The organism is Aeromonas sp. QDB54 (assembly GCF_027707385.1).
GTDB classification, from domain to species: Bacteria; Pseudomonadota; Gammaproteobacteria; order Enterobacterales; family Aeromonadaceae; genus Aeromonas; species Aeromonas hydrophila.
Window position 1 is genome coordinate 150,617 of the sequence record NZ_JAPCIT010000006.1, and the last position, 19,427, is coordinate 170,043.

Below are 19,427 nucleotides of genomic sequence, written 5' to 3' on the forward strand. Positions count from 1 at the left end.
ACTGTTCGGTGTTATAAGACGGAAACAACAAATTATTCTTAGTTATATACAAAAATCGAAATAGAATTCGCCACCCATCCGGGTGGCTGCCGATTGAGCGGCGATAATGGCAATATACCGGCGCACTTGGCACCCATGTTGGCCTGACCCGGCATGTGCCGGCTTGAGCGCAATGTGAGCGCGAGTTGGGCAAGTTGGGCAAATAGAGAGGCGAGCATCGCTGCCAGCACAGAGATGCGCAAAATGCAGAGATGCCCAAATACAGAGATGCAAAAAGGGAGGCTGATGCCTCCCTTTGTGTAACGGGCGCTGGGGCCCTGTGTGGTGCCGAGGTCAGGCTCAGTAACCCAGGGTGAAGCGCTGGCGCAGGTGGGCCGGTTTTTCCGCTTCGTTGAGCACGCCGTCGGCCAGATCGCCGACCGTGATCCCGGCCGGTTGTTCACCGCTGAACAGCACCTGATCGCCACCGAGGTGATAGCCGCCGCGCTTCTCGCCGGGTTCCAGGAACACGGGCGGGGAGACGAAACGCCAGTCGAGGGTGGTTTCACGGCGCAGGGCGGTGAGGCCGTCGCGGGCGGCCAGGGCCCCCTGTTTCCACTCGGCTGGGAATTCCGGGGTATCCACCAGTTGCACGCCGGGGGCAATTTCCAGACTGCCGGCACCGCCGACCACCAGCAGCCAGCTGTTGGCCGCGACGGCGGCGGCTACGATGGCGCTGGCCCCCTTGAGGTACTGATCGTAGATGTCCGGGACGGTCCAGCCCGGGTTGTAGGCGCTGATCACCCGATCGTGCCCCTTGAGCACCTTGGCCAGCGCCTGGCTGTCCTGGGCATCCACCGCCACGGCGGTGACCTGCGGGTGAGCGGCGACCTTGCTGACATCGCGGACGATGGCGGTGACGTGATGGCCGCGGCTGACGGCTTCATTGAGGATGGCTGTACCGACAAAACCGCTGGCACCGATCAGGGCAATTTTCATGGGAGATTCTCCTTCACTGTTGGAATGGGGCTATCCTACGCCCCCGAATGTGATTTAATAATCCGTTGTAAATTGCATTCACTTATAAGCTGGATTTAACAATGGAACAGCTCAAGCGTTACGCCATCTTCGCCGCCGTGGTCGAGGCGGGCAGCATGACCGGCGCCGCCAAGGCCCTCGGCATGACACCCTCCGCCGTCAGTCAGCATATCAGCCAGCTGGAGAGCCTGCTCGGCCTAACCCTGCTGCACCGCTCCACCCGCCGCCTCAACCTGACCGAGGCGGGAGAGGTGGTGTGGCAGGGGTGCCAGTCTTTGCAGCAGACCCTCAACCAGACCGAGCTGCGCCTCTCTGAGGTACGCGACAGCCTGCTGGGGGAGGTGCGGATCACCGCCCCGGTGGGGATGGCCGGCCAGCCGCTGGCGCGGGCGCTCTCGCCGCTGCTGCAGGCCCACCCCGGCCTGTGCATCCAGATCATCGCCGACGACGAAAAGCGGGATCTCATCGCCGAGCGCATCGACGTGGCACTGCGGGTCGGCACGCTCTCGGACTCCACCTTGGTGGCGCGCAAGCTGGGCCAGACCCGGATGTTGCTGTGCGCCTCACCCGCCTACCTGGCGCGCAAGGGCACCCCGCGCAGCCCGGAGGCGCTGCTGGATCACGACTGGCTGGCCGCCGATATGCTGAACGGCGGCCTGACCTTCTTCGACGAGAAAGGGCAGGGGCACAGGGTCAAACCCAAGCCGCGGGTGGTCTGCAACAACGTGTTGCCGCTGCGCCAGTTCACCCTGGCGGGGCAGGGGGTGTCGCTGCAGCCGGAGGGGGAGATCGCCGAAGATCTCGCCTCGGGTCGCCTGCTGGAATTGCTGCCGGGCTTTCGGGTGCCACCCATGGAGATCCACGCCATCACCCCGCAGCGGGAGATCCCGGAGAAGGTGCGCCGGGTGATCGCCGCCCTGCGCAGCCACTTCGCCGAGCCGGTGGGGGCCGCGGCGACACGTCCGTAGTCCGGGCAAGGAAGAAGGCCGTTCCGGTTGGCCGGATTAAAAAAGAGGGCAGCCCGCGGGCTGCCCTCTGTCGATGCCATGCCGGTGAGACAAGGCACGGCCTCACTTCATGTAGAGGCCGCCGTTGATGGCCAGGGTCTCGCCGGTGATATAGGCACCCGCCTCGCTGGCAAGAAACACCACGGCGGCGGCGATCTCTTCCGGCTTGGCCAGCCGGCGCATGGGGATGTCGGCCTTGATGCTGTCGAGGATGTCGGTGCGGATCGCCTCCACCATGGGGGTGGCGGTGTAGCCGGGGGCGATGGCGTTGACCGTCACCCCGAAGCGGGCTCCTTCCGCTGCCAGCGCCTTGGTGAAGCCCAGCATGCCCGCCTTGGCGGCCGAGTAGTTGACCTGGCCGAACTGCCCCTTCTGGCCATTGACCGAGGAGATGTTGATGATGCGGGCATCGCGCTGTTCGCACATGGCATCGAACAGCGGCTGGGTCACGTTGTAGAGGCTGCACAGGTTGGTGTGGATCACCTCGAACCACTGCTCCGGGGTCATCCGCTTGAAAGCCCCGTCCCGGGTGATGCCGGCATTGTTGACTAGCACGTCCACCCGCCCTTCATCCTGCAGCAATCGGCCCAGAGTGTCGCGGCACATGGCGGTGTCGGCGACGTCCAGCGCCAGCAGCCGCACCTGATCCGGCCGAAAACCCTGCTCCCCGTACCAGTCGTGCGCCGCCGCCCCGTTGGGGCTGGAGTGGGTGGCGATGATGCGATACCCCTGGGCCAGCAAGGCGGTGGTGATGGCGGATCCGATGCCGCCACGGGCTCCGGTGATCAAGGCAACTTTCTTCATCTTGGCTCTCCCTGCATAAAAGATTCGAACGAGGACTTTATGGGCTTTTTGAGGTAATTGATATATTTGTTTTCAAACAATCTGACAGGCAAACGCGTCACTTTTGTGACAGTCTGCCAAGCTGGCTTGACGCGCTGGCCTAAGGGGCAGGCAAGGCCCTGGACAAGGGGGCCGGGGTGAGCGCTGCGGCCAGTACTTGCCGCCAAGGTCGCGGCCATGTTTAATGGGGCCCTTGCGCGCAGCGCCTTGCCGACAGCCAGATCCGATCTCGTCATGACCATCTTGCCCACCACTCCCGACGCCATGCCCCAGCCGCACAGCCAGCTGACCCGCATCGAGCGGGTGCTCGACTACATCCACGCCAACCTGGATCAGCCGCTGGCGCTGGCCGAGCTGGCGGAGCAGAGCTGCTGGTCGCGCTGGCAGCTGCAGCGGGTGTTCCTCCACGAGACGGGGCTGACGGTGGCCCATTATGTGCGCGAGCTCAAGCTGAGCCAGGCGGCAGAGGCGCTGCTCTCTGGCCGCCAGCGGGTGCTGGATCTGGCGCTCTGTTACGGTTTTGGCTCCGAGGTGAGCTTCAGCCGCGCCTTCAAGCAGCAGTTCGGCTGCTCACCGCTGGCCTATCGCAAGCGCGGCCTGTGGCTGGGGCTGCGTACCCCCCTGGTGCGGGCTACGCTGCCGCAACCCATGCCTGCCAGGCTGGTACAGGTGCGGATCGAGAGCCAGCCTGGCTTTATCCTGCAAGGGGTGAAGGGGCAGATCCGCGGGCTGTTTGCCGCCGCTCCCGACTTTCAGCAGACGGTGCCCGCCATCTGGCGCGCCCTGCGTACGGCGGGCGGTTTGCCACCCGGGCAGGAGCGGGTGGGGGTAGTGGATGTTTCTGGTGCCGGCGAGTCGCTCCCCTACTGGGCGGGCAGCGTGATGGAGGCGGGGGCCAGCTTGCCCGCCGGTCTGGCGCACCTCCCGGTGCCGGCCCAGACCTACGCGGTGCTGAGTCACGTGGGCCCGGTCAGCCAGCTGGGGCAGACCCTCAACTGGTTTATCCTGCACTGGCTGCCGAGCTCCGGTTATCGGGGGGTGGACGGTTTCGAGCTGGAGCGTTACGCCCCCGATTTTGACGGCAACCAGCCGGATGCCCGCATGGAGTACTGGCTGCCCGTCGCCCCTCTCTGAGCTGGCCACCTCTTGCCCGGTGGATGCCGGGCGCTGCTATCCCTCTTTCCCTTTTGACTGCGCCAGGCTTTGCTATCCATTCGACATCGCCTGCGTTGCTACCGTCAGTTTAGGTTGCCGGATGGGGCCAAACTGACCACATTTTCTCCCTCTTTCGCGCCAACATGCCCCAAATTGTTAATTCAAGGGCAAAATGACCCAATAAAATGCAAATGAGATTTGTTACTATTCACTCATTGCATTCGAGGATCAGATGTACGCCACTCACCCCCCTTTGACCCTGGTCGCCGCGACTATCTCCGCCCTGTTGGCTGGCCCCGTGCAGGCAGCCGCTGCCGAGCGCCCGACACAGACCCGGGCCGACGAGACCCTGACCGTGCTCGGGGAGACCTATCGCAACACCGCGACCAAGACCCGGCTCGACCCCCTGGAGACACCCCAGGCCATTTCGGTGGTGGAGGGTGACACCCTGGAACAGCGCGGCGTCAGCTCGGTGAGCGAGGCGCTGCGCTACGTGCCCGGCGTCAACACCGAGCTGCGGGGCGGGGCTGTCAACCGGCTGGATCTGTTCAACATCCGCGGCTTTGACAACTACCAGAACTTCTACGACGGCCTGCTGCTGCAGTACAACGACTGGAACCTGCAGCCCCAGATCGATCCGGTGGCCATCGAGCAGCTGGAAGTGTTCAAGGGGCCCACCTCCGTGCTCTACGGCAGCATGCCCCCCGGCGGCATGGTCAACCTCATCGCCAAACGCCCCCAGCGGGAGAGCAGGCACAGCGTCAGCGTGGCGAGCGGGACGGGCACCCTCAAGGAGCTGACCCTCGACAGCACCGGTGCCCTCAACGATCAGTTTGCCTATCGGCTGGTGGGGCTGGCTCGCCAGAAAGAGGGCCAGGCGGTGACCTCAGAGGAGGAGCGCTACGTGCTGGCGCCCTCTCTCGACTGGCAGTTGAGTGATCGCACCCTGCTAAACCTCAACCTCTATTACCAGAAAGACCCGCAAGCCGGCATCTACACCACGGTGCCGGCCAGCGGCTCGGTCAAATCCAACCCGCTGGGCCAGCTTGGCAGCGATACCTTCCTTGGCGATGAAAACTGGAACCACTACAGCCGGGAGGTGACCCTGTTCGGCTACAAGCTGAGCCACGACTTCAACGCCAACTGGCAGCTGCTGCAAAACGCCCGCTACATGGATGCTTCGGCCAACCAGCAGAACACCTACAACGCGGCGCTGGCGGCCGACCACCGCACCCTGGCCCGCAACGCCTACCTGACCGATGAAGACTCTCGCGGCTTTGTCATCGACAACCAGCTAGCGGGCAAGGTGCAGACCGGCAAGGCCCAGCACAACCTGCTGCTGGGGGTCGATTACCAGTATCTGGATGCGCGCATTCTCTATCGGGATACCCTCGACTACTCTGCCCCGGCCATCGACATCTTCAACCCGAACCACCAGCAGATAGTACCGGCAGACCTGGTCTTCAACTATCAGGACAACCGCACCATCCGCCAGTATCAGAGCGGCCTCTACCTGCAGGATCAGGTGCGCCTCGATCGGCTGGTGGCCATCGGCGGCGCCCGCTACGACCGCTACCGGATGGACACCGACAGTCGGACCCTCTATCAGGGGGCGGCGAGCCGCACCCTGGCCCAGATTGATCAGGACAACCTCTCGTTGCGCCTCGGCGCCCTCTACGAGCTGGATCACGGCCTCTCGCCCTATGTGAGTTATGCCGAGAGTTTCGAGCCGGTGGCGGGAGCGGACAAGCAGGGCCAGGCGTTCAAACCGGCCACCGGCCGGCAGTGGGAGGGGGGGCTCAAGTTCCTCTCCGAGGACATGAGCAAGACGGCCACTCTCTCGGCGTTCCACATCACCAAACAAAATGCCCTGGTGACGGATCCGGACAACGTCTACGGACCCAAGCTGCAGACCGGCGAGATGGTCTCCAAGGGGGTCGAGCTGGAGGGGCGACTCGATCTCACCAGCCGCTGGGATCTGGCGCTGAGCTATACCCGCCAAGAGATGGAGATCACCCGCGACACCACCAGCCTGCAGGGCAAGACCCCGGTCTGGGTGCCCAAGCAAATGGCATCGCTGTGGAGCAACTACCTGCCGGCCGGCCCGCTGGAAGGGGTGCGCCTGGGGGCTGGCTTGCGCTACGTGGGGGAGGCCCAGCTTGATGCCGCCAACACCGATACGGTGCCGGATTACCTGCTGATGGACATGGCTGCCTCCTACGATCTGGCCCAGCTCAGCCAGCGTCTGCAAGGGGTGGAGGCCTCTTTGAGTGCCAGCAACCTGTTCAACAAGACCTACTACTCCTGCTACGACCAGAACAACTGCTGGTTCGGGGCAGAGCGCAGCGTGGAGGCGCGACTCAAATACGTATTCTGACCCTGCGTCCCGGGCCGAGCCCGGGACTCTCTCACCCCATGACCGGCGCCGGTCGCCGTGCCCGCACTCCGGGCGCACGGCGCGAGCCGGATCTGCAGGCGCTGGCGGATCACGGCGCCCTGTTCGCGGCCGCCGCCGGGCTTATCCCGTCCCTCAAGGGGCGGCTGGTGGCTGCCGGCGAGAGCGCGGCGCTGTTGACGGCGAGCAAGCAGGCCACGCCGGCCGAGGTGGCGGCCGCGCTGCACGAGTATTGGCGGCAGGCCCATCCGGAGGCGGGTCCCGCCTACTGGCTCACCCGCAGCTGGGGCATGCTCTGCTGGCAGTCCATCTATCTTGCCATGGTGGCCGTCTATCGGCTGCGAGCCGTGCCGGCACTGGAGAGGCTGGGCCAGGGCTATCAGGATGGGTTGGTATCGGGCTTTACTCTGCCGGCCGAACCCATGATCAAGGGGGAGCTGGAGCTCTTGATCAAGACGGCGGGTGAGCGGCTGCAGGCCCATTGGCAGGCACTGTTCGCAGTGCTGGGGCAGGTGCAGCGGCTGCAGCCGGGCTTCGTGCGGCCGCTCTTGGCGGACGATCTGCTGGCGGCGCTGGTGCGGGTGCCCGCGTTCTTTGACGAGATAAGCCCCGCCGAGGTGGCGGCCCATGCGCCGCACTGGCTTGCCGCCTGCGGCCTGCCGGCCGAACATCTGACGGGCTGGCAGCCGGCGCCCTGGCCGCCAGCGGCCGGCTTGGTCGGTTATGTGCGCCAGCGCTGCTGCCTGCACTATAAGCGCCGCGATGGCGAGCTCTGCGCCAACTGTCCGCGGCGGCAGGGGGCGGCGAGCGGTGAAGAGGGGGCTTGAACAGAGAAGCCCTGCATGATGACAAGCCGCCCTCAGGCGGCTTTTTACTGCGCTTTTACGTCGCCCATCTTGCTGCGAATGCGCTCAAACAGGCTCTGCAGACAGGTTTGATCCCGGTCGGCGGCGCGCACGGCGCCATACATGTGGCGGCGCACCCCCTCGGCGAGCGGGCGCGCTTCAAGCAGCCCCTGGCGGACAAACTCCTCGCAGGCCCAGCGCGGCAGGGCGGCGACGCCAAGGCCAGCGGCGGCCATTTGCAGCATCACGGAGGTGTTGTCCACCGGCTTGCAGCGGGCGGGCTCGATGCCGGCTGGTTGCAGGAAGCGGCTGAACACGTCCATCCGCGCCCGCTCCACCGGATAGACCAGCAGCACCTCGGGGCGCAGATCCTCAGGCTTGATGGTCCGCTGCCCACAGAGGGGGTGGTCCGGCGCCATCACCAGCACCAGCTCGAAGGCGAACAGCGGCTCGAAGTGGAGATCGCCGCGCGCCTGCACGTCCGAGGTGAGCAGCAAGTCGAGCTGGCCGCCGAGCAGGGCGCTGATGGCATCAAAGCCCGGCACCGACTCCACCTCCAGATCCACCCCCGGCCACTGGCGGCGAAAATCGGGCAACAGCGGCAGCAACCATTGAATGCAGCTGTGGCAATCGAGTGCCAGGTGAAGGCGACCGGCATCGCCGCTGTGCAGGGCCTGCAGCTGTTTCTCGGTCTGTGCCAGCGCCGGCAGCACCTGGCGGGCCAGCCCCAGCAGCTGGTTGCCGGCCGCGGTCAGCACCAGCGGCCGGCTCTTGCGCAGATAGAGCTCCAGATTGAGGCGGGTCTCCAGCTCTTTTAGCTGGTGGGAGAGGGCGGACTGGGTGAGGTTGAGGGTCAGCGCCGCACCGGCCAGCGAGCCCTGCTCGGCCAGCGCGCTCACCGTCTTCAGGTGCTTGATGTCGATCCCCGGGTTGCTTGACACCGCCATGGTATCCCTCCTTGTTGTGCCTGGGCGGCGGCTTGTTGCCCGCCTTGAGAATTTCTTGAGAGCCAGTTGAAAAGGATTCAATAGCCAACGCCACCTTATCTTGTCATTTTGGATGTGTAAACATCTGGATGGCTAAATCATCCAGTTCACCATCAGATGAATGAGCATAAGGAATGGAACCTATGACCTGCGCACACACCCTGGGCTTTCCCCGTATCGGCGCCAAGCGCGAGCTGAAATTTGCCCTCGAATCTTACTGGCGCGGCGAAACCAGCCAGGCCGAACTCATCGCCACCGGCAAGAGCCTGCGTGAGCGTCACTGGCAGGCCCAGCAACAGGCCGGTGTGACCCTGCTGCCGGTGGGTGACTTCGCCTGGTACGATCAGGTGCTCGGCACCAGCCTGCTGGTGGATGCCATCCCCGCCCGCCATCGTCATGGCGACACCGATCTCGATACCCTGTTCCGGGTCGCCCGTGGCCGTGCGCCGACCGGCCCGGCCGCTGCCGCCGCCGAGATGACCAAGTGGTTCAACACCAACTATCACTACCTGGTGCCCGAGTTCAGCCGCGACCAGCGCTTCAAACTGGGCTGGAGCCAGCTGTTTGACGAAGTGGAAGAGGCCAAGGCGCTGGGGCTGCCGGTTAAGGCGGTGCTGCTGGGCCCTGTCTCCTACCTCTGGCTTGGCAAGGAGAAAGAGAGCGGCTTCTCCCGCCTCGAACTGCTCGACCGCTTGCTCATCGTCTATCAGGAGATCCTGGCGAAACTGGCCGCCCAGGGGGTGGAGTGGGTGCAGATCGACGAGCCGGCGCTGGCGCTGGACCTGCCGGACGAGTGGCGGCTGGCTTATCTCAACGCTTACGAGCGTCTGGCCGGTCCCTGCAAGCTGCTGCTCACCACTTATTTCGGCTCTGTTGCCCATCAGCGCGACATCATCACCAGCCTGAAGGTGGACGGCCTGCACCTGGATCTGGTGGCGGCCCCCGAGCAGCTGGAGACGCTAGTCCCGCACCTGCCGGCCCAGTGGGTCATCTCGGCCGGGGTCATCAACGGTCGCAACGTCTGGCGTGCCAACCTGGCCAAGCTGGTACCGACTCTAAAATCGCTGAAGGATAAGCTCGGCGAGCGGCTCTGGGTCGGCTCCTCCTGCTCCTTGCTGCACAGCCCGGTGGACTTGACTCTCGAATTGGAGCTGGATGCCCAGACCCGCAGCTGGTTCGCCTTCGCCCTGCAAAAATGCTACGAGCTGGGGCTGCTGGCTGACCATCTCAATGGCGGGGAGCTGGACAAGATCACTGCCTACAGCCAGCCCATCGTGGATCGGGAGTCCGACAGCCGGGTGCACAAGAAGGCGGTGCAGTCACGGCTCGCCAGCCTCACCAACAGCGATTTTGATCGCCACAGCGCCTACCCGGTGCGGGCCGAGGCGCAGCGCTCGGATCTCAAGCTGCCGCTGTTGCCGACCACTACCATCGGCTCCTTCCCGCAGACCTCGGAAATTCGGGTGCTGCGCCAGGATTGGCGCGCCGGTCGCATCGATGACCAGGCCTATGAGGCGGGTATTAAGGCCCAGATCAAGGATGCCATTCTGCGCCAGGAGGCCATCGGGCTGGACGTGCTGGTGCACGGCGAAGCCGAGCGCAACGACATGGTGGAGTATTTCGGTGAGCTGCTGGATGGCTTTGCCATCACCCGCTTCGGCTGGGTACAGAGCTATGGCTCGCGCTGCGTCAAGCCGCCGGTGATCACCCGTGACATCGACCGACCCACACCCATGACCCTTGAGTGGACGAAGTTTGCCCAGAGCCTGACCGACAAGCCGGTCAAGGGCATGCTGACCGGCCCGGTGACCATCCTCTGCTGGTCCTTCCCGCGCGAAGACGTGAGCCGCGAGCAGTCTGCCTTGCAGATTGGCCTGGCCATTCGTGACGAGGTGGCAGATCTCGAAGCCGCTGGTATCAAGATCATCCAGATCGACGAGCCGGCGATCCGTGAAGGGCTGCCCCTGCGCAAACAGGATCATCAGGCTTATCTCGACTGGGCGGTGCGGGCCTTCCGTCTGAGCGCCAGCCCGGTGGCAGACTGCACCCAGATCCACACCCACATGTGTTACAGCGACTTCAACCTCATCATCGAGGCGGTGGCGGCCCTGGATGCGGACGTGATCACCATCGAGACCAGCCGCAGCCAGATGCAGCTGCTCGAAGCGTTCGAGCGCTTCAACTACCCCAACGAAATCGGCCCGGGCGTCTACGACATCCACTCGCCGAACGTGCCGAGCCAGAGCTGGATTGAAGGCCTGCTGCGCAAGGCGGCCAAGAAGATCTCGGCCGAGCGGCTGTGGGTCAACCCGGATTGCGGCCTCAAGACCCGCGGCTGGGAAGAGACCGAAGCCGCCCTCAAGGTGATGGTCGATGCCACCAAGGCGCTGCGCGCCGAGCTGGCCTGATAAGGCTATCCGCAAACAACAAGAGAGTACGGGCATAACGAACGAGGGAAGGCGCAAGCCTTCCCTCTTTTTTTGTTGGTTGAAGCCCCTCAGAGGGTGACGACAAAGGCGCCGCTGGCAAGCCCCGGGCTTGGGACGGGCGAGGGGGCGCTCGGCAGCTGCTGCGGCTGGGGCTCCCTCGCCAGTGCTTCGGCCAGCCAATGGTGATCGAGGGGGATGGCATTGCGATCACCGATCACCAGATTGAGGTGCTGGGCGCCGAGGCAGCCGTAGCGGGCGGGATCGGTCTGGGTAAAGAGACCGAGGCAGGGTACGCCGCTGGCGGCGGCCAGGTGCAGCGGCCCGGTGTCACCGCTGACGAAGAGGGAGAGGCCACCGGCAAAGCGGGCCAGCTCGCTCAGGCTGGACAGGGACACCTGAACGTCCCCGAGCCGGGGCTGGGGATCGGCGGGATCCTCGAGCTGGATCAGCAGGGCACTGGGGTAGTGGCGGCGCAGATCCCCGAGCAGTCGTTGCCACTGGGGCAGAGAGAGCCCCTTGCCCTTGCGGGCGCCGGTGAAAAAGCCGATGAGCGGCCGCGCCGGGTAGTCCTGCCTGAGTGCCAGCAGCCGTGGGCTGGCGCTGTGCAGCAAGCTGCCGAGCTCAATCTGATCGGCGAGATGACCGTGCATGCCGAGCAGTTGCAGCGGTTGGTGGGCGTAATGGCAGTGCTGGTTGGGAGTGAGGGGCTGGGGGAACAGGGCGTCGCCCTTGGCATCGTCAAAGCCCAGCTTCTCGCGCGCCTTCACCCAGCCGGCGATCAGGTGATCGGTGCTGGAGGCAAAGGGCACGTAGACCCGATCGTAGTGCTGACGGCGCAGCCGCCACAGCACCGACAGGGAGGCCAGCAGCCGTTTGCCCTGCAGCTTGACCGGATGAATGCGCTGCAGTTGCAGATCGGCCAGGAAGGGGAGCAGCTGACCGCCGCTGCACACCAGCTCTATCTCGGCATGGGGGTGGGCGCTGCGCACCTTTTGCAAGAAGGGCAGCAGAAACAGGTTGTTGCCGATGCGGCAGGTACTGCGAATGACCAGGATCCGCTGGGGAGGCTGGCTGCTTGCCGGCAGTCGGCCTTGACGCGCGAGCCAGGCGAGGGCGGCCCGCTCCAGCCCGGCGGTCCAGCAGCGGCGCTGGCCGTCGAAGCGGCGAAGGGCATCTCTGATGGTGCTCATAAGTAGTGGCTCCGTGCATGAAGATGAGCTCAAGATGACACTGCGATTCTTAAGGGCGTGTTAAGAGAAGCGGGAAAGGAGGCCGTCAGCAGCTTTTTTGTAAGAATTTGTTGCTGCATCACAGTTTTGTGACGAGTGCGAGGAGACGAGGGATGGTGGTGTGACTCCCATGAGGCCGGTCATCACCAAATAAGAGGGGCCTGGCTGCATCTGGCGGTGGTATTGGGCGAGGGGATGCCGTTAAAATTGCGCATTTGAAATGAATGTTATCCGCGCAGGAGCCCCATGCAGTTCAGGGATTTTTTTCCGGTATCCACCAATACCAGTATCAAAGAGAGTTGTTACGGCGCCTTGGGCGCCTTCGCCGGGCTGTTGGGTACTGCCCTCTTGTGTCGCTGGGGGCTGGGGCTTGAGGTCCATTGGCTGATCGCCCCCATGGGGGCCTCCGCCGTGCTGCTGTTTGCCGCGCCCGCCAGCCCGCTGGCCCAGCCCTGGTCCATCGTGGTGGGCAACGGGGTCTCGGCGCTGATGGGGGTGCTGAGTACCAGTCTGGTGGCGGATCCGGCGCTGGCTGCGGCCCTTGCCGTGATGCTGGCCATCGCCGCCATGTTTCTCACTCGCAGCCTGCATCCGCCCGGCGGCGCCGTGGCCTTGACCGCAGTCATCGGTGGCGAGGGGATCCGCCAGCTCGGGGTGGGCTATGTGCTGCTGCCGGTGCTGCTCAATTCGCTGCTGTTGCTGCTACTGGCGCTCTGCTACAACCGGCTGCTGGGGCGCCGTTATCCCAACAGCGGTCAGGCCCAGCCCAATCGCCACCAGACCGCCGATCCCCAGCCGAGCGAGCGGGTGGCGACCCAGGCGGCGGACATCGACTTTGCGCTGGAAAAGCACGGCGAGCTGCTCGACATCAGCCGCCAGGATCTGCAGGCGCTATTGCAGGAGGCCCAGCTGCACGCCCTGCGGGCCAGGGTGGGCACGGTGCGGGTGCAGGACGTGATGTCGCGGGATCTGATCCTGATAGCGGCGCAGCAGCCGGCCATGGCGGCCTGGCAACTGCTCTCCCACCATCAGGTCAAGGCGCTGCCGGTGGTGGACGAGGCCGGCCGGCTGACCGGCATCATCACCCTGCACGACCTGATGATCGACCGGGCGCTGCAACAGCCGCGAGGCGCCGCGGAGCTGGCCGAGCTGCGGGTCGCGGATCTGATGACCCGCAACGTGTCGACCGCCCGCCGCTATCAGCCGCTCTACGATCTGGTGGGCGCCTTCTCCGATGGCGGCCTGCACCACATGCCGGTGGTGGATGGCGAGCAGCTGGTGGGGATCCTGACCCAGTCGGACATGGTGGCGGCGCTGTTCAACCTGGCGCTGCACCCGGCACAGGGCGAAACCGGCGCGCCGGCCAGTCCATAAAAAAGGCCCCTCACGGGGCCTTTTTGTTGTCTGCGTCTTGGCTCAGGGGGCCGGGTAGATGGTGTTGCCCTGAAACACGGTCTGCTCGACCCGGGTGTCGGCAATCTGCTCTGGGGTGCCGGCTTCGACCAGGGCGAATAGATCCCGGTCGAGCACGATGAAGTCGGCGGATTTGCCCGCCTCGATGGAGCCGGTGATCTCCCCCTGGCGCACCGCCCTGGCACCGTTGATGGTGTAGGCGGCCAGCATCTCGGTCAGCGAGATGCGCTGGCTGGCGCGAAATGCATCGTCGCTGCCGGCCGCCCGTACGATGCCGGCGGCCATGTTCTCAAACGGACGGGGATCCCGGCTGTCGACCGGCGCGTCGCTGCCTGCCACCAGGATGGCACCCGCCTTGCGGCTGCTCTCGACCGGATAGAGGGCCTGCTGCAGATAACCCAGCTGATCGTAGAGCGCCTCGCTCAGGGACTGGCCGGCCCTGGTTGGCTGGATGAAGGGGGTGACCAGCATGTCGTAGGCAAGCTGGGGCGTGGTCCAGGCGTAGGTGAAGGTGAGGTAGAGCCCGAGCTCGCCAAGGCGGCGCTGATCGTCCGGGTGCACCACCTGCAGGTGGGCCAGGGTGTGGGGGATGCCCCGATCGCCGTTGCTGGCGCGGGCGGCAGCCAGCGCATCGAGCCCGACCCGGGTGCTGCGATCACCGATGCTGTGCATGTGAATGCCAAAACCCGCCCCGTCCAGCGCGGTGACGTAGCGCTTCAGATCCGCCTCCCGGTAGTTGACAATGCCGTTGCTGCCGGCGTCTTCGCTGTCGGCGGTGATGGTGACCCGGCCGCTGTCCGGATCCAGCGCCAGATGGGGGTTCTGGTAGTTTTCCAGCATGCCGGCGTTGGGCAGGAAAGGCGGCGCGGTGAAGGGATCCCCCTCCAGCACTCCGTCGAGGAAGATCTTGACCGCATCGGCCTTGATCAGCGGGTTGCCGGCAAAGGCGCTTCTGACCTGAGTGGCCTTGGCCAGGTGCCCCTCGATGTCCAGCTTGCCGCTGTAGTCATCCTCGTGAAAACAGGTGGCGGCGGTGATGCGCATCTGCAGCAGCCCTCGTGCCTGCATGCTGAGCAGGCGCTGGCGGATGAAGTCGGTGGCGCAGGCGTCCTGCACGCCGGTGATGCCGCGCGAGGCCATCAGGGTAGCGATGGCCGGCAGGATCTGCTCGTACTGGGCGGCGGCCCGCTCGTCGCTGGCGCTCAGCACCCCGCTGTCCGGCACCGGGATGGCGCTGCGGGCTCCCTCCCGGATGACGCCGCTGGTCAAGTCCACATAGGGGATGAACCGCTCGAACACCCCGCCCGGCGCCAATGTGCCGGGGTTGAAGCCCACCTGATTGCCATCCTGATCTTCGGCGCTGGCCAGTGCCTGCGAGTTGTAGGCACTGGCGTGACCGTCCGCCCCGAGCAGCACCACCGGGTTGTCCGGCGCCACGGCATCCAGGGCGGCCAGCAGGGTGGCATGGCTCGCGGTCGGGGTATTGCCATCATAAGGGGACCACTGATTGACCACCAGCCACTCGCCCGGCTGCCCGGCGTAGCGGGGCAGGCACGCCTTGACCTTGGCAGCCAGCTGATCGAGATCGACGGCCTGGCCATCCAGATCGCACATGGGCAGGGCCACGGTGCCGAGCAGGTGGATGTGGTTGTCGTGCAGCCCCGGCAGCACCATGCGCCCCTGCAGATCCACCTGGCGGGTGGCGTTGGTCATGAAGGATCCGGCCCCCTGGCGCGAGCCGACGTAGCGGAACTTGCCATCCTCGACCACCATGGCCTCGACCAGGCTGCGCTGGCCATCCTGGGTGTAAATTTTGCCGTTGAAGTAGAGGGTACTGGTCGGTTCCTGCGAGCGGTTGTCTTGCTGGCAGCCGCCGAGCAGGATCGTCATCAGCAGGGCGACCAGCCCCCGGCGGTGGTTGTGTTGTTTGCCATCCATTGCGTGCTCTCCTTGTATGATTGCAGTGATTACTGCAAATATGAGCACAGTTGTTTATTGCAGCTGTGCCGGAAAATGCCAGTTATTGCTGCACTTTTTTTTACTTGTGTTGAGTCTGTCTCATCATGTAGTGATGAGACTCGGTGACCATGGAGGGAGAGACGCAATGGCGGAACACGCATTGCCAGAGGGACTCAGCATGCGGCGTCAGCCGCGGCAGCAGCGCAGTCAGGAGGTGGCGACCCGCATCGAGCAGGCCACCCTGGCGCTGCTGCGGGAGCAGGGGTTTGCGGCGCTCAACACCAATGCCATTGCCGCCCGCGCCGGGGTGGGTATCAAGTCGCTCTATCACCTCTATCCCAACAAGGAGGCGATCATCTGCCGGCTGGCGATGGACTGGCTGGCGGCGGTGTGCGAGGCGCAGGCGACGATCCGCCAGCAGGCCGACAACTGGCCGCAGACCCTGGCCATGCTGGATCAGGCGCTGGATGCATTGGATGAGCGCTTCGTCGGCTACGGGGCCCTGTGGCAGGCGATGGATCTCATCCCGGCCCTGCACGGGCTCGAGCAGGAGCACGAGCGCGGTCAGCTGGCATTCTGGCACGAACGGCTGCGCCATTTTGGCTGCCGCTGGCCCGACCCCGAGCTCACCACCCTGATCCGCTACTTCTACCGGACGGCGGATGTGGTCAAGCAGTGCGCCAAGGAGCAGGGACGCCTGGGGGATCCCATCTGGCTGCTCCATCGCCATTGGCTGCAGCAACTGGTGGCGAGCGCCATCGCCGAGCCGGATCCCGCCAGAGTGTGGCAGGCGCAGCCCGCCCTGATGCCGGGCGACGCGGCGGCAGAGGCTGAATAAACCGCGCTGGGGTCAAAACAAACTGCGGTCAAAACAAACTGGGGTCAAAACAAACTGCGGTCAAAACAAACTGGGGTCAAAACAAACTGGGGTCAAAACAAGAGGGAGTGCCAGGCACTCCCTCTTTGGGATAAAACGGGAAGAGACGCAGGAGAAGGCTCAGCCGTAGCGGGCTAGGGTGAGCCCTTCGTCGCTGATGGCGGTGTCGCTGCCGCTGATGAGATCGCACAGCAGCTGGCCCGAGCCCGCCGCCATGGTCCAGCCCAGGGTGCCGTGGCCGGTGTTGAGCCAGAGCCCGGGGATGGGGCTTGGGCCCACCAGCGGGGTGCCGTCCGGCGTCATGGGGCGCAGCCCGGTCCAGAAGTCGGCGCGGCTGATGTCGCCCCCCTCGGGGAAGAGATCGCCGACCACCATGGCCAGGGTGTCGTGCCGTTTCGGGTTGAGGGCCAGGTTGTAACCTGACAGCTCCGCCATGCCGCCGACCCGGATCCGCTCGTCGAAACGGGTGATGGCCACCTTGTAGGTTTCGTCCAGCACGGTACTGCGCGGCGAGGCCTCGGCGTTGATCATCGGCAGGGTGAGGGAGTAGCCCTTGACCGGGTAGACGGGCAGATCGAGCCCGAGCGGGCGCAGGAACCCGGTGGCATAGCTGCCGAGGGCACAGACGATGGCGTCGGCCTTGAAGCGCTGCTCGCCGGCCCGCACCGCCACGGCGCGTCCCTGCGCCAGCTCGATCTCGTCGATGGCGCAGTTGAACACGAACTTGACTCCCAGTCGCTGTGCTTCCGCTGCCATGGCCTTGGTGAAGCGGAAGCAGTCGCCGGTCTCATCGCCCGGCAGGCGCAGGCCGCCCACTATCTTGCCGCGTACCCGGGCCAGCGCCGGCTCTGCCCCTTCACAGCCAGCGGCATCGAGGGACTGGTAGGGCACGCCGTATTCTTCCAGCACCTCGATGTCGCGCTTGCTGGCATCGAGCTGGGCCTGGCTGCGAAACAGCTGCAGGGTGCCGAGCTGGCGCCCTTCATAATCGATGCTCAGCTCGTCGCGCAGCAGCTTCATGCAGTCGCGGCTGTATTCGGCCAGCCGCACCATGCGCCCCTTGTTGACCGCATAGGCCGCCGGGGTGCAGTTGGCAAACATCTTCAGCATCCAGCGCAGCTGGAAGGGATCCGAGGTCGGTCGCACCGTGAAGGGGGCATGCTTTTGCAGCAGCCACTTGGCGGCCTTGAGGGGAATGCCGGGGGCCGCCCAGGGGGCCGCGTAACCGGGGGAGATCTGGCCGGCATTGGCGTGGCTGGTTTCAAGGGCCACTCCGTCACGCCGTTCCAGCAGCGTCACCTTGTGACCCGCCTTGGCCAGATACCAGGCGCTGGTCACGCCGACCACGCCACCACCGAGTACCACTATGTCCATCTTGTCTCTCCTTGACTGGGGCCCTCACCTTAATCAGCCGCCACAGGATATTCAACTGGTGTAGATATAATTGGGATATATATCTATTTACATTTATTTAACTGGTTTTCAATGTTGAAAAGTGTGGACTTGTTGGCATTAGCTGTGGCAGTCAGAACTGCTCCAGCCGGATCAGGTACTGCTCCGCCGTCGCCAGGATGGCGTGCTGCTGTTCGGCGGCCTGGCCATCCCAGTTGGCATAGGGCTGGGCGAGGCGAGGATTGTTGCCAAGCTTCTCCCGGTTGCGCCATAAAAAGTGCCAGTAGAGGCTGTTGAACGGGCAACTCCCGTCGCCGCTGCGGGCTTTGACTTGATAGTGGCATCCCTTGCAGTAGTGGCCCATTCGCTCGAGATAGGCGCCGCTGCTGGCGTAGGGCTTGCTGCCCATCAGGCCGCCATCGGCAAACTGGCTCATGCCACGGGTGTTGGGCAGCTCCACCCACTCGATGGCATCCACATAGATGCCGAGATACCAGGCATCCACCTCGTCAGGATCAAGTCCCGCCAGCAAGGCAAAGTTGCCGATCACCATCAGCCGCTGGATATGGTGGGCGTAGGCGTGCTCCAGAGACTGGCCAATGGCGTGACGCACGCAGGCCATCCTGGTTTCGCCACTCCAGACAAAACCGGGGAGCGGCCGCTTGGCCCCCAGAAAATTGGTCTGCTGGTAGTCGGGCATCTTTTCCCAGTAGAGGGCGCGCACAAATTCGCGCCAGCCGAGGATCTGGCGGATAAAGCCTTCCACCTGCGCCAGGGTGATGGTGTCCTGATTGGCCTGCCAGTGGGCTTCGGCTGCGCGGATCACCTCGAGGGGGCGGAGCATCTTGCTGTTGAGAGAAAACGACAGGCGGCTGTGAAACAGGCTCCAGCCCCGCTCGCTCAGGGCATCCTGATAGCGGCCAAAGTGCGGCAGGCAGTGCGCCAGAAAATGGGTCAGCAACTCGCGACTCTGGCGCCGGCTGATGGGCCAGGGCAGTTTGCTGGCATCCGCCTCGCCGATGGTGCTGACCCCGTGGCGGGTCAGCATGGCATCGATGTCGCTCACCTCGTTGGCAAAGGTGAGGGGCGCCGGGATGGGTTGGCTTGCCGACAATTTGGCGCGGTTCTCATCATCAAAGTTCCAGCGCCCGCCAAGGGGCTGGCCGTGCTCATCGAGCAGCACCCTGTATTGCTTTCGCAGGGTGCGGTAGAAGAACTCCATTCTGCTGTGGGGGTAGCGCTGCCAGCCATCGCGGGGGGTGAGAAAATGTTCGCTATCCACCTCGGTGGCAGGGATGGCGAGGCCCGCCGCCCAGCTTTTCAACTGGCTGGCGAGGCGCCACTCGTCCGGGCTCTGCCAGGCAACGCTGTCGGCCTGATGCGCCGCGATCTGAGCTGCCAGCAGGGTGGGCAAGTCGGGCCAGCGGGCGCTCTCATCGAGGGTCAGGTAACAGACGCGGTGGCCCGCCTTGCCAAGGGCCGCCGCGAAGGCGCGCATGGCGGCAAAGAAGGCCAGCACCTTCTGGCGATGGTGGCGGCAGTAGTCGGTCTCCTGGCGCAGCTCCGCCATCAGATAGCAGACCGCCGGATCCGGCGTGCGAAACCAGCTGTGACCGGCGTTCAGCTGATCGCCGAGCACGAGGCGCAGCTCCATCAGGCATGCTCCCCATTATGTGGATGACTGCGGTGACGAGCGCGGCGACAGCGCTCGCTGCAGTAGCGAACCTCCTCCCAGCAATTTGCCCACTTGCGCCGCCAGCTGAAGGGGCGTTGGCAGACGGGGCAGATCTTCTCGGGCAGATGGGCTTTGCGATGCATGGGACTTCCGATGGTTGGCAAGAGGGCGGCGTGAACAGGGTCAAGTCAACGGGATAACAGCT

General features: G+C 64.8%; 15 protein-coding genes. 7 read left to right on the plus strand and 8 right to left on the minus strand.

All coding sequences use genetic code 11. The features are described from left to right. Positions 1 to 339: 339 nt before the first annotated feature. Positions 340 to 978, minus strand: a complete 639-nt coding sequence (locus PG881_RS07950) for an NAD(P)-dependent oxidoreductase (protein WP_270799119.1) — start codon at positions 976 to 978, stop codon at positions 340 to 342. 101 nt (positions 979 to 1,079) lie between these two features. Between PG881_RS07950 and PG881_RS07955 the strand changes: the two genes are divergently transcribed. Beyond that, positions 1,080 to 1,985 carry a LysR family transcriptional regulator gene (locus PG881_RS07955; protein ID WP_252377075.1) on the plus strand — a complete coding sequence of 302 codons (906 nt, stop codon included), beginning with the start codon at positions 1,080 to 1,082 and terminating at the stop codon, positions 1,983 to 1,985. Between the two features lie 102 nt (positions 1,986 to 2,087). On the opposite strand, the gene PG881_RS07960 is transcribed toward PG881_RS07955, so the two are convergent. Next, the gene (locus PG881_RS07960; protein ID WP_011705821.1) at positions 2,088 to 2,828 is read right to left on the minus strand and encodes an SDR family oxidoreductase; all 741 of its coding nucleotides are present in this window, start codon (positions 2,826 to 2,828) and stop codon (positions 2,088 to 2,090) included. Positions 2,829 to 3,101: 273 nt separating this feature from the next. On the opposite strand from PG881_RS07960, the gene PG881_RS07965 reads away from it, so the two are divergent. The 3 genes from PG881_RS07965 (at position 3,102) to PG881_RS07975 (ending at position 7,244) form a co-directional block, all read left to right on the plus strand. Then, positions 3,102 to 4,001: an AraC family transcriptional regulator gene (locus PG881_RS07965; RefSeq protein ID WP_270799123.1), complete on the plus strand. Its 900-nt coding sequence runs from the start codon at positions 3,102 to 3,104 to the stop codon at positions 3,999 to 4,001. 253 nt (positions 4,002 to 4,254) lie between these two features. Then, positions 4,255 to 6,399, plus strand: coding sequence for a TonB-dependent siderophore receptor (locus tag PG881_RS07970; protein WP_270799125.1), 2,145 nt, complete (start codon positions 4,255 to 4,257; stop codon positions 6,397 to 6,399). 38 nt (positions 6,400 to 6,437) lie between these two features. Next, positions 6,438 to 7,244 carry a siderophore ferric iron reductase gene (locus PG881_RS07975; RefSeq protein WP_270799127.1) on the plus strand — a complete coding sequence of 269 codons (807 nt, stop codon included), beginning with the start codon at positions 6,438 to 6,440 and terminating at the stop codon, positions 7,242 to 7,244. A gap of 44 nt (positions 7,245 to 7,288) precedes the next feature. On the opposite strand, the gene PG881_RS07980 is transcribed toward PG881_RS07975, so the two are convergent. Continuing rightward, positions 7,289 to 8,209, minus strand: a complete 921-nt coding sequence (locus PG881_RS07980) for a LysR substrate-binding domain-containing protein (protein WP_270799130.1) — start codon at positions 8,207 to 8,209, stop codon at positions 7,289 to 7,291. A gap of 182 nt (positions 8,210 to 8,391) precedes the next feature. Between PG881_RS07980 and metE the strand changes: the two genes are divergently transcribed. Next, positions 8,392 to 10,656, plus strand: a complete 2,265-nt coding sequence (gene metE / locus PG881_RS07985; protein ID WP_270799132.1) for a 5-methyltetrahydropteroyltriglutamate--homocysteine S-methyltransferase — start codon at positions 8,392 to 8,394, stop codon at positions 10,654 to 10,656. 89 nt (positions 10,657 to 10,745) lie between these two features. On the opposite strand, the gene PG881_RS07990 is transcribed toward metE, so the two are convergent. Beyond that, entirely contained in the window at positions 10,746 to 11,867 is a 1,122-nt protein-coding gene (locus tag PG881_RS07990) for a glycosyltransferase family 9 protein (protein ID WP_252411212.1), read from the minus strand. A 285-nt stretch (positions 11,868 to 12,152) separates the two neighbouring features. On the opposite strand from PG881_RS07990, the gene PG881_RS07995 reads away from it, so the two are divergent. Continuing rightward, complete coding sequence (locus PG881_RS07995) at positions 12,153 to 13,280, plus strand: HPP family protein (RefSeq protein ID WP_270799137.1); 1,128 nt, start codon at positions 12,153 to 12,155, stop codon at positions 13,278 to 13,280. A 42-nt stretch (positions 13,281 to 13,322) separates the two neighbouring features. On the opposite strand, the gene PG881_RS08000 is transcribed toward PG881_RS07995, so the two are convergent. Next, positions 13,323 to 15,257 (minus strand): amidohydrolase, encoded by a 1,935-nt coding sequence (locus tag PG881_RS08000; RefSeq protein ID WP_270799139.1) that lies wholly within the window; start codon positions 15,255 to 15,257, stop codon positions 13,323 to 13,325. 166 nt (positions 15,258 to 15,423) lie between these two features. Here PG881_RS08000 and PG881_RS08005 point away from each other — a divergent pair, with 166 nt between their 5' ends. Then, complete coding sequence (locus tag PG881_RS08005) at positions 15,424 to 16,116, plus strand: TetR/AcrR family transcriptional regulator (RefSeq protein WP_270799141.1); 693 nt, start codon at positions 15,424 to 15,426, stop codon at positions 16,114 to 16,116. Positions 16,117 to 16,275: 159 nt separating this feature from the next. On the opposite strand, the gene PG881_RS08010 is transcribed toward PG881_RS08005, so the two are convergent. The 3 genes from PG881_RS08010 to PG881_RS08020 all read right to left on the minus strand — a co-directional run bounded on the left by PG881_RS08010 (position 16,276) and on the right by PG881_RS08020 (position 19,365). Further along, complete coding sequence (locus PG881_RS08010) at positions 16,276 to 17,529, minus strand: D-amino acid dehydrogenase (protein ID WP_011705831.1); 1,254 nt, start codon at positions 17,527 to 17,529, stop codon at positions 16,276 to 16,278. A 151-nt stretch (positions 17,530 to 17,680) separates the two neighbouring features. Continuing rightward, a complete protein-coding gene (locus PG881_RS08015; protein ID WP_270799144.1) occupies positions 17,681 to 19,201 on the minus strand; it encodes a cryptochrome/photolyase family protein in 1,521 nt (506 codons plus the stop codon). Continuing rightward, complete coding sequence (locus PG881_RS08020; protein WP_124252454.1) at positions 19,201 to 19,365, minus strand: DUF2256 domain-containing protein; 165 nt, start codon at positions 19,363 to 19,365, stop codon at positions 19,201 to 19,203. The genes PG881_RS08015 and PG881_RS08020 overlap by 1 nt, the downstream gene beginning before the upstream one ends. Positions 19,366 to 19,427 lie beyond the last annotated feature (62 nt).

Excerpts from the sequence above, each read along its gene's own strand:
- PG881_RS07950 (WP_270799119.1), bottom strand. The coding sequence starts at position 978 with ATGAAAATTGCCCTGATCGGTGCCAGCGGTTTTGTCGGTACAGCCATC.
- PG881_RS07955 (WP_252377075.1), top strand. The coding sequence starts at position 1,080 with ATGGAACAGCTCAAGCGTTACGCCATCTTCGCCGCCGTGGTCGAGGCG.
- PG881_RS07960 (WP_011705821.1), bottom strand. The coding sequence starts at position 2,828 with ATGAAGAAAGTTGCCTTGATCACCGGAGCCCGTGGCGGCATCGGATCC.
- PG881_RS07965 (WP_270799123.1), top strand. The coding sequence starts at position 3,102 with ATGACCATCTTGCCCACCACTCCCGACGCCATGCCCCAGCCGCACAGC.
- PG881_RS07970 (WP_270799125.1), top strand. The coding sequence starts at position 4,255 with ATGTACGCCACTCACCCCCCTTTGACCCTGGTCGCCGCGACTATCTCC.
- PG881_RS07975 (WP_270799127.1), top strand. The coding sequence starts at position 6,438 with ATGACCGGCGCCGGTCGCCGTGCCCGCACTCCGGGCGCACGGCGCGAG.
- PG881_RS07980 (WP_270799130.1), bottom strand. The coding sequence starts at position 8,209 with ATGGCGGTGTCAAGCAACCCGGGGATCGACATCAAGCACCTGAAGACG.
- metE (WP_270799132.1), top strand. The coding sequence starts at position 8,392 with ATGACCTGCGCACACACCCTGGGCTTTCCCCGTATCGGCGCCAAGCGC.
- PG881_RS07990 (WP_252411212.1), bottom strand. The coding sequence starts at position 11,867 with ATGAGCACCATCAGAGATGCCCTTCGCCGCTTCGACGGCCAGCGCCGC.
- PG881_RS07995 (WP_270799137.1), top strand. The coding sequence starts at position 12,153 with ATGCAGTTCAGGGATTTTTTTCCGGTATCCACCAATACCAGTATCAAA.
- PG881_RS08000 (WP_270799139.1), bottom strand. The coding sequence starts at position 15,257 with ATGGATGGCAAACAACACAACCACCGCCGGGGGCTGGTCGCCCTGCTG.
- PG881_RS08005 (WP_270799141.1), top strand. The coding sequence starts at position 15,424 with ATGGCGGAACACGCATTGCCAGAGGGACTCAGCATGCGGCGTCAGCCG.
- PG881_RS08010 (WP_011705831.1), bottom strand. The coding sequence starts at position 17,529 with ATGGACATAGTGGTACTCGGTGGTGGCGTGGTCGGCGTGACCAGCGCC.
- PG881_RS08015 (WP_270799144.1), bottom strand. The coding sequence starts at position 19,201 with ATGGAGCTGCGCCTCGTGCTCGGCGATCAGCTGAACGCCGGTCACAGC.
- PG881_RS08020 (WP_124252454.1), bottom strand. The coding sequence starts at position 19,365 with ATGCATCGCAAAGCCCATCTGCCCGAGAAGATCTGCCCCGTCTGCCAA.